This window comes from Leuconostoc fallax KCTC 3537, from assembly GCF_000165675.1.
Taxonomy (GTDB): Bacteria; Bacillota; Bacilli; order Lactobacillales; family Lactobacillaceae; genus Leuconostoc_B; species Leuconostoc_B fallax.
In genome coordinates, this window is the sequence record NZ_AEIZ01000002.1 from 74,748 (window position 1) to 87,089 (window position 12,342).

At 37.2% G+C, this 12,342-nt stretch carries 12 protein-coding genes; 1 reads left to right on the plus strand and 11 read right to left on the minus strand.

The window, feature by feature from the left end; genetic code table 11:
• Positions 1 to 252 precede the first annotated feature (252 nt).
• Positions 253 to 1,608, plus strand: coding sequence for an amino acid permease (locus tag LEUFL_RS0100540; protein ID WP_029508572.1), 1,356 nt, complete (start codon positions 253 to 255; stop codon positions 1,606 to 1,608).
• A gap of 45 nt (positions 1,609 to 1,653) precedes the next feature.
• Here LEUFL_RS0100540 and rlmH read toward each other — a convergent pair whose 3' ends face one another.
• From rlmH to hisJ, 11 genes are all read right to left on the minus strand, one after another.
• On the minus strand, positions 1,654 to 2,133 hold the full coding sequence (gene rlmH / locus LEUFL_RS0100545; RefSeq protein WP_010006779.1) for a 23S rRNA (pseudouridine(1915)-N(3))-methyltransferase RlmH: 480 nt from the start codon (positions 2,131 to 2,133) through the stop codon (positions 1,654 to 1,656).
• 648 nt (positions 2,134 to 2,781) lie between these two features.
• Complete coding sequence (locus tag LEUFL_RS0100550; protein WP_010006780.1) at positions 2,782 to 3,939, minus strand: S1C family serine protease; 1,158 nt, start codon at positions 3,937 to 3,939, stop codon at positions 2,782 to 2,784.
• A 69-nt stretch (positions 3,940 to 4,008) separates the two neighbouring features.
• Positions 4,009 to 4,395, minus strand: coding sequence for a two-component system regulatory protein YycI (yycI, locus tag LEUFL_RS08860; RefSeq protein WP_050792552.1), 387 nt, complete (start codon positions 4,393 to 4,395; stop codon positions 4,009 to 4,011).
• Entirely contained in the window at positions 4,392 to 4,769 is a 378-nt protein-coding gene (locus tag LEUFL_RS08865; RefSeq protein ID WP_033192874.1) for a two-component system regulatory protein YycI, read from the minus strand. The genes yycI and LEUFL_RS08865 overlap by 4 nt, the downstream gene beginning before the upstream one ends.
• 20 nt (positions 4,770 to 4,789) lie before the next feature.
• A complete protein-coding gene (locus tag LEUFL_RS0100560) occupies positions 4,790 to 6,088 on the minus strand; it encodes a two-component system activity regulator YycH (protein WP_010006783.1) in 1,299 nt (432 codons plus the stop codon).
• Positions 6,081 to 7,946: a cell wall metabolism sensor histidine kinase WalK gene (gene walK, locus LEUFL_RS0100565; protein WP_010006784.1), complete on the minus strand. Its 1,866-nt coding sequence runs from the start codon at positions 7,944 to 7,946 to the stop codon at positions 6,081 to 6,083. The genes LEUFL_RS0100560 and walK overlap by 8 nt, the downstream gene beginning before the upstream one ends.
• A gap of 88 nt (positions 7,947 to 8,034) precedes the next feature.
• Positions 8,035 to 8,742, minus strand: coding sequence for a response regulator YycF (gene yycF, locus LEUFL_RS0100570; protein ID WP_010006785.1), 708 nt, complete (start codon positions 8,740 to 8,742; stop codon positions 8,035 to 8,037).
• Positions 8,743 to 8,879: 137 nt separating this feature from the next.
• The gene (locus LEUFL_RS0100575; protein WP_010006786.1) at positions 8,880 to 9,860 is read right to left on the minus strand and encodes a ribose-phosphate diphosphokinase; all 981 of its coding nucleotides are present in this window, start codon (positions 9,858 to 9,860) and stop codon (positions 8,880 to 8,882) included.
• A 116-nt stretch (positions 9,861 to 9,976) separates the two neighbouring features.
• The gene (gene tpx / locus LEUFL_RS0100580; protein WP_010006788.1) at positions 9,977 to 10,474 is read right to left on the minus strand and encodes a thiol peroxidase; all 498 of its coding nucleotides are present in this window, start codon (positions 10,472 to 10,474) and stop codon (positions 9,977 to 9,979) included.
• Positions 10,471 to 11,295, minus strand: coding sequence for a Cof-type HAD-IIB family hydrolase (locus LEUFL_RS0100585; protein ID WP_010006791.1), 825 nt, complete (start codon positions 11,293 to 11,295; stop codon positions 10,471 to 10,473). The genes tpx and LEUFL_RS0100585 overlap by 4 nt, the downstream gene beginning before the upstream one ends.
• A 78-nt stretch (positions 11,296 to 11,373) precedes the next feature.
• On the minus strand, positions 11,374 to 12,252 hold the full coding sequence (gene hisJ / locus LEUFL_RS0100590) for a histidinol-phosphatase HisJ (protein WP_033192875.1): 879 nt from the start codon (positions 12,250 to 12,252) through the stop codon (positions 11,374 to 11,376).
• Positions 12,253 to 12,342: the final 90 nt, after the last annotated feature.

A 12,342-nucleotide genomic window follows, 5' to 3' on the forward strand; every position in this document is an offset into this window, starting at 1 on the left:
TGCTAATCTTAAGTTCACTTTGATGAAGAGAGAAAAGCAAATTAAAAATGTTGTAGAGAGCTTATGTTATTGGTGAAAATAAGTACTTTTTAACTTGTTATGGCAACTCTTGGAGAATTGTAATTAAGTCATGATATGAAGTTGCTTGACCCTTGAGTCAAGAAATAGGGTGGAACCGCGTTAATTGACGTCCCTATGTCAAATTACATTTGGCATGGGGATTTTTATATGCCCATGCAAAAGGGGTTTAATATGAACAACGAGAATTCTCGCGAACTATCGCGAAGTTTGAAGTCGCGCCACATTCAAATGATTGCCATTGGTGGTGCTATTGGAACAGGATTGTTCCTTGGATCTGGATCAGCTATTAAATCAGCAGGTCCATCATTAATTTTAGCGTATATGATTACCGGTGGTTTTGCCTATCTGATGATGCGTGCAGTTGGTGAATTATTACTTTCTAACACTAAAATGCGTTCATTCATTGATTTTATCCGTGTCTATCTCGGTGAAAAATGGGAATTCGCCATCGGTTGGGCTTACTGGTTATCATGGGCAAGTTTGGCCATGGCTGATTTAACTGCCACAGGAATTTACTTGCGTTACTGGTTCCCTTGGTTACCACAATGGGTTACACCACTCATTGTCATCCTTTTACTGGTTGCTATGAATCTAATGAATGTGCGCTGGTTTGGTGAATTAGAATCCGGTTTTGCATCAATTAAAATCATTGCCATTTTGGCCTTAATTATTGTTGGTGCCGGTATGATCACAACTGGCTTTCACACTGGTGATAACACCGCTTCTTTAACTAATTTAGTGAACCACGGTGGCTTCTTTGCAACAGGATGGCACGGTTTCCTATTTGCCTTTCCAATGGTCATTTTTGCGTTTACTGGTATCGAAATGGTTGGGTTAACTGCCGGAGAAACTGAAAATCCTGAAAAAGACTTGCCTAAAGCTATTAACTCAGTGCCAATGCGAATCGGTTTGTTCTATGTTGGATCAATGATTGTTATCATGTCAATTTATCCTTGGAATAATATTAACGCTGCACAATCTCCGTTCGTTCAGGTTTTCTCTGGTATGGGTATTAGCTTTGCTGCTACAATTGTTAACTTTGTTGTCTTGACGTCTGCTTTGTCAGCTGCCAACTCGGCTATTTTCTCAACAAGTCGTACCTTGTACGTCCTTGCCAAAAACAAGCAAGCGCCAGCTTTCTTCGGGAAAATTTCACGTCATCAAGTACCGGTGAATGGTTTAATCGTCTCTTCAGCTATCTTTCTAGCTATCGTCCTATTAAATTATTTCTATCCCTCACAGATTTTCACTTTGATTACCGGTGTGGCAACTATGAGCTTTATCTTCGTCTGGATTCTATTACTTGTGGCTCACTTGAAATACCGTCGAACACCTAACCGTAAAGAGCATGCGTTTAAAATGCCGTTTGCACCATACAGCAATTACCTAACCATTGCTTTCTTCGCTAGTGTACTTGTGATCCTCGCCTTCAACCCAGAAACCCGTATCTCAGTCATTGCGACAATCATTTTCTTCATGATGTTAGTTGGTGGCTATTCACTACTTAATTGGAATAAACGTAACTAAATAATGACATAAAAACACGACCCAACTTACGTTGGATCGTGTTTTTTATTTATGATACGGACTACCTTGTTGGATCATAAAGGCGCGATAAATCTGTTCAATTAAAACTAACCGCATTAATTGATGTGGCAAAGTTAATAAACCAAAACTCATCTTAAAATTAGCGCGTTGTTTAATTTCTGGCGTTAAACCTAATGAACCACCAATGATAAACGTAATTGTCGAAAAGCCATCTAACGTAATGTTGGCCATCTTGTCCGCAAACTGTTCCGACGGCACTTGCTTTCCTTCAATTGCTAATGCAATGACATAGTCACGATCACCAATTTTACTTTGAATACGATCACCTTCTTTTAGCATAATTTGTTGGTTTTGTGCAGCACTAGCTTTTTCTGGTGTTTTTTCATCGGCTAATTCAATGATTTCAACATGTGCAAAACGTGATAGACGCTTTGCGTATTCAGCGATACCATCTTTCAAATACTTTTCTTTTAACTTACCCACAGTAATTAACTTAATATTCATTTTAAACCCTCATATATTTTAAATATTTATCAGTTCTCGCTAACTACTCGTTTCGATGTAGTGCATCTTGTTTTTAACAAGTTATCCACACGAACAAATTAATTTTAGATAACGAACAATCCTTATTATATCAGCATTTAATCTGTTCGTCTTATATGTTATCAACAGATAATCCGTTATTTATCAAAAAATGTGGAAAACTTTTTCAACTGTTTTATTTATTGATTTTATCAAAATATGTTGAATCTATTATGATTTATCCACAGTTATCCACATACTTATGAACATCTGTGGATAAGCACACATGTTCGGGTTTATAATCACTGAATTGTTTCTATTTTTCGTTCAGTTTTTGACATCATTTTTCCAAATATTAGATTTAAAATCACTTACTATTTGGTTTTTTACGAACAAATAATTTTATTAACAAAATAAAATACCTCTTTGCTTAACATCCCCTGATTTTAGCCGTAAATTTGTTCGATTTTAATATTTCTTAATAAATAAAGGTACTTTTCAACATTTTATCAAAAGTTTTCCAAAAAATATTAAAAGTTATTATAACTTTTCAACATTTTATTGTATTTATCCACAATTTTGATGTTTCTTAAGCAAAATAAAAAAGGCTGAGTTCACAGCCCTTTTATTTTAACTTGCTAATTTTTGCGTTAACTTAACATTAACAGTCTTCTTGTCCGAACCATGATAATAAGTCACCTTAATCGTATCACCTAACTTATGCTTATAAAGTTCTTCACGTAACTCACCTTGACCACTAATTGACTGACCATCAATACCGGTAATAACGTCGTATTTCTGTAATCCAGCTTTTTGCGCAGGACCATTCGCTGTTACACTCATAATCACTACGCCACCCGTTACAGTATCAGGTATCTTCAATGTATTCTTCTGTACATCAGCAGGTACTTCAGATAGATTAACAAGGCCAATACCGATGGCAGGTCGAATAACACTACCATCCTTAACTAACTTATTAATAATGTCAACGACTTGATTAGACGGAATAGCAAATCCCATCCCCTCAACATTTGTTCCAGAAGATGACGATGATAATTTCATCGAATTAATCCCGACAACCTGACCGGCCAAGTTGATTAATGGACCGCCCGAATTTCCAGGATTAATCGCTGCATCAGTTTGAATAACAGTAGAACCGCCATAACTCTGACCATTCTCAGACTGCTCTTCAACTAATCGTTTCGTTGCGGACACAATCCCTTGTGTCACTGATGATGCATACTCCGAACCTAACGGTGAACCAATTGCAAGAACGGTCTGTCCCACATTTAATTTATCCGAATCAGCAAAACTCGCTACTGTACTAATATTCGCTGCATCAATTTTTAAAACGGCTAAATCAGTCATTGCATCATGACCAACGAGGGTTGCGTCTAGCTTTTTACCGTTATGTAATAGGACCTGAATCTTACTAGCACCATCAATAACATGGTTATTCGTTGCAATATAAGCTTGACCATTCGCCTGCTTATAAATGACGCCAGAACCTTCTGATGCGGTAGATAGCTGTCCTGTACTACTTGTGCCCGAACGTTGATAATTCAAAACAGATACAACAGCATTGGCAATTTTATTGTATGCTGTGGTGGCGTTATTTTTACTTGTTGAAATCTTCTTTGTTTCTTTAGATGACGTTACCGTTGCTTGATTACTTTGATTGGCTTGCAATTGATTATAGCCGTACTGGCCACCTAAAGTTAACACACCGCCAATGACACCAGCTATGATGCCCGTTCCAATAATTTTTGTTAACGCTTCCTTTTTCATATCAACCCTCATTTCTCACAATAATTACATACAGGATAACATATGGGATTAAAATAACTTTAAATTAACCTAGCTTGTTAGATTTTCACCAGTAAAAGCATTGATTTTAACTAACTGCTGCTTACCATTAGAATGTGTCACAACAAATATCCAAACCGGCAAATAAATGTCATAACCATTAACTGTTAATTGCGTATCATAGCCCAAAAGACCACGGCCAACAACATCCCCACTATTGAGTTCATTAAACTGATACAAATCGATTAAAGCATCTTTTTCGGTAATCGTCACACGTTCATCACGTAGCCGTTTAATATGCGTGACTTTAGTTTGTGTAAAACGAGTCAGTTCTTGTTTCCTATTATACGAGAAAATCAGCTGTCCGCCAACACTTAACACTGGTAAGCCAGCCATAGTTTGTGAGTAATAAGATTGGTCATCAGCCAATTGTGTCAATAAGGCATTATGTTGATAGCCTTGTGCATTGGCAATTTTTTTGCCACTTTCTGTGTAGGTAATTGTATATTGTGGCGCTGACTAAATTGCACTTCCAATGTATTTTGTCTAATTTTACTAGAATAGGTCGGCAACAATTGATACGTTTCATCAAATTGGTAATCTGGCTTAGCTGCAATGTAGTTCGCATATTCTCTTTTGTTACTAAATTGTGGTAAGTCAATTTTCTGACGACGCATTTCTTGGATCACGTTGCTTGATGCGTTGGTCACTTGCGTATCACTTTGTCGCCCGCTACGCCACCAGTTAAACAGGAACAAATCAACCGCAATAAACAATATAATCATCAAAACTTGAATTCGTTTAAATTGCATTGTTCCTCCTGACTTGTGGGCTATGACTTAGCATGTTCTTTTAAAAATTGTTCTAGACTCATCCATTGATTATGGGTTTCGATCATCCAAGTCGGCTTCATGTCAACCGCAGCATTCGAATTATTATTGGATACCCACTGATAACCAGGCGTAATAGACTGATAATCATTGGCGCTAATTTTAGCATCTTCAAGCTCTTTAAGCACTGTTGCAGTATCTGCCAATGTGACATCCGCACCATCATTAGGTACCGGAATACCGAGTTCATTTAATGAATACGTACTTGTGACACGTCCCTTATTATCGAAGGAAATCGTAATTGCACCACTCGGGGACTGATAATAAACAGGAATGCCTTCTACAATCGTACGGAAAGTCAACTTTTTCCCATCATCAAAATTCTCGTAGAATCGTGTATCAGAAAAATTAATTTTTAGTAAATTCAACTGTGCGAAAGCAATCGCCATACGTTCATTATATTTAGTCACAGTATTACGCGTTTTGTCTGAATCCCGATAACGTACAGTGTTGGCATTGCCATCGTAGACCAAGCTTTGACCAGTGATTTTGTTCACGTATGTGCGTTGCTGATTCTTTGTTGTAATGTCAATTTGGTTTAAAGTACCCAGAAGCGCGGAAACATAAATAGATGGATCACGTCGATTAATCAAATAAGAATAAGTCGGCAAATGAATTTTATCTTGATAAAAGACGCTAATTTTTTGATTAATATTGCCAAAAGTTACCCGCGTTTTTTCTGTTGATTTAACCAACTGCTCTCGTGTTTGGACGGCATTCACATGACTCACTTTGACAGTCGTAATACTGTGAGTTCGTGTATTAATAAAGTATCCAGAACCAGAACTGCCTAATGACAAAACAAAATAATCAAAACTAAAATTTTTCTTAGCTGAAATATCTTGATTATAGTAAGAATTAAAGTATTGCATTGGTATCACATCAGAATAACGGAAAATTTGTGTGTTGGACTGCTTTAACAGTGTCAACATTTCTTGATTACTCGCTTTTTTGGTTCCCACATCCGAAAATTCAAGTTTATTCAGTAAATGATAAATACTGCGTAATTGCCGTGTTTGCGGATGTTGAATGAGATACTGTTTGGCATGTTCATCACTATAAATATATTGCGTTGGTCTAAAAATATCTAATGTTTGGGTAATTGGCGCATCGGGCGTAGTATTTTCCTTCTTTTCAGAATTCATAAAAATCATACCCGTTAATGCAAAACTGCCAAGTAAAAGTACCGATAAAGTGACACCTAAAACCCAAGCTTGTAGTCTTGCATTTTGATTATGCATCCCAATCTTCCCCCTCGATTAAGTCATCCTCAACATAGGCAAGCGAAATATAGAAAGTTGAGCCCCTGTTTTCCACAGAATCTACCCAAATACGACCTTTAAACTTTTCCACAACTTCCTTGGAAATAGCCAATCCTAGTCCCGTACCACCTTGCGCACGTGACCGTGATTTATCAACTCGGAAGAAACGATTAAAGATATTGTCCAAATCCTTACGTGGAATACCTAATCCCTCATCGCTAATACTTAAAATAGCACGCGTCTTGGTTTTGATCAGTCTTGCTGTAATCGTGCCACCATCAGGAGAGTATTTAACCGCATTATTCATAATGTTGTCTAAAACTTGGGTAAATTTATCTGGATCAACTTCCACCCAAACATCTTGTTTTGTAAATTCACGTTGAATTTTATACTGTTTATTGCCGTTATCTTTTTTGGCATCATTTTCCAAAATCATATCAAAGCGATCCAATACAAAATTGAATAAACTATTCAGGTTAACAATCTCTAACTTCACTTCCATAGTGCCTTGATCCAAACGAGAAAGCTCTAGTAAGTCGTTAATCATCCGGATCATGCGCTGTGTTTCATCTTGAACCACACCCAAAAAGTTATGTGACATTTCAGGGTCGTCAATCGCGCCATCAGCTAAAGCATCGACATATGAACGCACTGATGTTAATGGTGTCCGTAGTTCATGTGATACGTTAGAGACAAACATTCTTCTTTCCGAGTCGATACGTTGTTGCTCAGTAATATCATGCAAAACAACCACTAGACCAGAAATAAAACCAGATTGTCGTTTAATCAATGAAACATAAGCTTGCACCAACAAGTCATGACTATCATCCGATAAATCAATGAGAAAATCGTCTAAATTCTCCAGCATGTCTCGTAATTTACGCTTACCTTGTAAATGTAATAGATCAATAACATTGGAACCCAATGCTTCCTCCGGAGTTTTACCCACAAAATTAGCTGCAGCTTGGTTAATAATTGTGATTTCTCCACGACGATTTGCTGCCAAAACACCATCTGCCATATGTGTCAAAACAGAATCAAGCCGATTACGTTCCGAGTTAACGGCTTCCGTGGATTCTTCCACTCTTGTTGATAACTCATTCACAGATATGGCCAACTGACTCAACTCATCAACGCCATAAATATGGTTCACCATTGAATAGTCACCTTGAGCAATACGTGTTGTTTGCTCATTAATTTTTTCAATGGGACGTGTTAAAGTTCGTGCCAAAAATAGCGCTAAGGTAATACTAACAAATAGCGCTAAAGCACCGGCAATCACAAAAAGACGCATCACATTGTTAATATTACGATAGACTTTTGCCAAACTAGCTTTGATCACCACAACACCAATAGCATCGTTCGTTCGGCCAGAATTGACAGTTAAAGGCATGGTTAAGATTTGCTTACGCACACCACTTTCATTGACCATTTGTGACTTTAGATAGGACTGGTCATCAGATAACGCTTTTTGTGCATTAATATCTGTTGTTTTTTGGCCAATTGTTTGTTGACCTGAGACAGATATTGTACCTCTAATAACGCCTGTATTATCAATGACTTGAATTTCTTCAATGTCAGTATTATTTAATCCAGATAGAATATCTTGAATTCTATGATTCGCATCATTGGTATTCGATTTTTGCAATGCCCCATTCAACTGATCCGTCACGTATTTTTGTAACTTGATCTGTTGCTGGAATGTTTGTAAATTCTGCCGTTCCATTTGGCGTACAAAAAAGGCACCCAAAAGTTCGAGCGCCACAATCATCAGTAGCACAAATACAAGCGCAATGCGAAAACGAATAGATTGAAAAAATTTAGTTACATTTTTCACTATTGCATGTCTCCTACTGATTTTTAAAAGAATCGTTATTTGTTAAACGTTTGTCATATATTATCACACATCGTTTATTAAAGACAACTTACTCTTCAGTTGGTCGTAGATAATAACCAACACCTCGACGAGTAGCTAACCAATTTGGATGGCTAGGATTATCTTCAATTTTCTCACGCAAACGACGCACGGTCACATCAACTGTACGGACATCACCGAAATAGTCATAACCCCATACTTGTTGTAATAAATGTTCACGTGTCATGACTTGGCCAATATGTTGTGCTAAATAGTACAATAATTCAAATTCTCGATGCGTCAATTCAATGTCCACACCGTTTTTTGAAACCATATAAGCTTGCGGATGAATCGTTAAGTCCCCTAACTCAATATCCTCAGTGCTATCTACCACTGCATCTGTATTTTGCACGGTTACCTTTTGGCGACGTAAGTTTGCTTTAACACGTGCAACTAATTCCCGATTTGAAAAAGGTTTTGTGACATAATCATCAGCACCCATCTCTAAACCAAGTACCTTATCAATCTCACTATCCTTAGCGGTCACCATAATAACTGGGGTATCATCATTTGATCTAATTTGTCTGAGGACCTCAATACCATCAACTTCTGGTAACATTTGATCCAATAATACCAAATCAGGTGATTCATCGCTATATAAGCTCAATGCCTCTTTACCGTCTGCAGCAGTAATGACATCATAGCCTTCCTTAGTAAGGTTAAATTTAATTATATCTGAAATCGGTTTTTCATCATCGACAACCAAAATTTTACTCATGGCCGTACTCCTTTTTAAAAACGCTTATGCATTATAGTATTACTAATTTAGTATATCATTTTTAAAGACTATGTCATAATTGATCATCTTTGTATACTAAAAAGCAGCCCTTGGCTGCTTTAAAACAGGATATTAGCTTAGTTATCAAGTCTGTGAAAACGCGTCACGAATAATGAACTAATCGCCTCATTATTGCTGACACGACGAATTGCTTCACCAATTAACTCAGCAACTGTTACAATCTCCAACTTATCGAAATATTTATCCTTTGGTAATTGGATTGAATCCGTTAAAATGACCTTAGTAAATGGTGAGTTTTGTAGACGCTCAACGGCTGGTCCAGACAAAACAGCGTGTGAAGCCACAACATAAACTTCCTTGGCGCCATGCTTCATGACGAGTTCGGCACCTTGTGTAATTGTACCGGCAGTGTCAATCATATCATCAACCATGATGGCGATTTTACCATCAACATCACCAACAATACTACCAATTTCAGCCACATTTGGCTTAGGGCGACGCTTATCGATCACAGCCACTGGTGCTTCTAATTCGAGTAAGTTATTCAAATTACGGGCACGCGTCATGCCACCATGATCAGGTGATACAACCACGGCGTTTTCTTTGTCCGCAATACCTGATTCAATTAAATAATCTGCTAATAATGGAGCACCCTGAAGATGATCCATTGGGATATCAAAGAATCCTTGAATTTGAGCAGCATGTAAATCCAAAGCCAAAACACGTGTTGCACCCGCACGTTCTAACATGTTTGCAACAAGTTTTGCCGTAATGGGTTCGCGTGATCGTGCTTTACGATCTTGACGCGCATACCCATAATAAGGCAAGACAACATTAATTTGATTGGCACTCGCACGACGAAGTGCATCAATCATAATTAACAATTCCATCAAATTATCATTAACCGGCGCTGAGGTTGATTGTATCACGAAGACATTGTCTCCTCGAATACTCTCTTCAATGTTAATTTGTACTTCACCATCGCTAAATCGCTTAACTGAAATTTTACTTAGCGGAACACCAACAACGTTCGCAATTTTTTGCGCAAGTGGTTCGTTTGAACTCAATGAAAACAGTTTCAATTTAGGTTCTGTCATGTCTGGCTCCAAATAATTTTTTACGATATATTCTAAATCACACTACTTCTATTTTAGCAAAAAAATCCGACTAAGCCTATAGCTTAATCGAATCTCAATCATGATCGTGGTTAATTTTAAGACATTAGTTGATTCAACACTTTTAGTGCATCGTCATAATCCGGTTCATCTGCAACCTCTGGTACGATTTGTGCATATTGTACAGTGCCTGATGCATCAACAATATAAAGAGCACGCGTATCAAAGCCTAGTGCAGGTACATACAGATTCATGGCATAGCCAAATGACTCTTGTTCGTCAGATAGCATCTTCAAGTTGTTAATACCTTCAGCCGCACACCAATCTTTTTGTTCGGCTGGTGTATTGGTTGATATCGTCAAAAATTGAATATTTGGGTACTGGTCAACGGTTTTATTAAAGTGACGTGTTTGTAATGTACAAGTCCCCGTATTTAAATCTGGTACAACAGAAATCAACGTTAATTGACCAATTAAATCAGCGGTTTTAACTTTATTACCACTGTCATCTTCTAACTTAAAATGTGGTAGTGTTTCGCCAACTGCTACTGGTGTTCCTTCTAATTCAACGATTTTACCTTCTACTGTAACGTTCATAGTTGCACCTCCAATGCATACTGTTCAATTACTCGCGCGACACCTGAGCGATTATTCGTATCTGTTTGACAATTAGCCACTGCCTTAATTTTATCAATTGCGTTGCCCATTGCAACACCAATACCAGCTCGTTCAATCATAGAATAATCATTTTCCTGATCGCCGATGGCCATTGTTTCGGAAATATCAATGCCTAACACCTCGACTAACGCTGCTAAAGCATTACCCTTAGAGGCTTTGGCATCAATAAATTCCAAATTATTGGCAGTTGAACGAATAACATTAACATGATTTGCGATTTCTGCTGGAATGGCTGCTTGAACGGCATCCAATTCATCACTCTCAGCATTGGCAATAGCCTTAATGAAGTCGATTTCATTTAGCTGTGCATCTTGGTCAAGTACATATAGTGGTAAATTAACTAAACTATTTTCAAAACTTGCCCAGCGATGAATTGTATGATGTGTTGTATACGCAGCATCTCGTGTTTCAACTTGAACATATGTTGATTGTTCACGCATAAATTGATTAATTTTATGAAATTCTTTGACATCTAACGGCAGGCTAAATAATGTTTTTCGCCCATCTGCTGTTTGAACCATACCGCCATTATAAGTAATCACATACTGGTCCGAACCATAAATGCCAAGTTCATCTAAAATATCTCGAACACCAGGTAAGGGTCTTCCAGTTGTAATCACAATTTTAATACCTTGTGCTAGCGCTGTTTGAATGGCTTGTTTAACATCAGTCGTAATTTGACGGTCATCATTAAGCAATGTGCCATCAATATCAATTGAAATAACTTTTACTGCGGCCATAATTAGTATCCTTATTTTTAGTTAATAAATTACTTCCATTATACGTTACTCACGTGATTTCACAATACTATTTATCAATCAAGCCTGTTCATCATGAACTATCTTGTCAAAAGATTGCATGGCTTGTTGGATGATATCAAAATGCTGACCAACGTCTTGAACTTGATGTGCATCAGATCCATAAACCAGCGTAATGCCCATCTCATGTGCAGCTTTTGCGATATCCAAGCTAGGGTATGGCTCCCCATTGTATGGTTTGCTGATACCAGCCGCATTAAAATCAAGTTGATAATGGCGATTATGCAACATTTCCAAAATATCACGAATAGTGCTATAAATTTTATGATCAAAATCCGGTAAATCAAAATACTTTTGATACTTTCTAATCAGTGTCATATGGCCAATTCTAATATTAATATTTTGGGGTAACCCTGTAATAAATTCTACACTTTGGGCTAACGTTGCATAATAACGTTGGAAAAGTTCTTGTGGATTTGCTAACTCTAGCTTAAAACCTTCGGCTAATAACTCTGGTGAATAATCAATACCATATAATTGACCAGCACGATTTTTCATAAAATGAACGGACAGCACAATTTCATCAATCCAATCACTATTATCACGTAAAAATGCTCGAATTTGTGGTTCATAATCAGCAATATAATCAATTTCAAAGCCTTGCTTGATATTGATTTTTGCTGCATATTTTTTCTTCAAGCGGGTCACTTCAGCCTGATAGTCATTAAGCTCTTCCCAATGCATCGCACTATCATCTATAGGACCAATCGAATTTTTTAAAAAATCAAGAGGCAACGGCGCATGTTCACTCACTGTATACTCATCAAATCCTAAAGCAATTGCACGTTCTATATATTCTTCTAGTGATTGATTCGAGCCATGATGCGACCATTTTGTATGGGTATGGCCATCTTTTTTAGCATAATCATTACCTCTTATGATATTAATAGTTTTATTCTATCGTTTGCACGTATAAAAGCAAACTAAAATATCACATTTTTTCAAAATAAAAAGTTAGCTCTTGGTTTT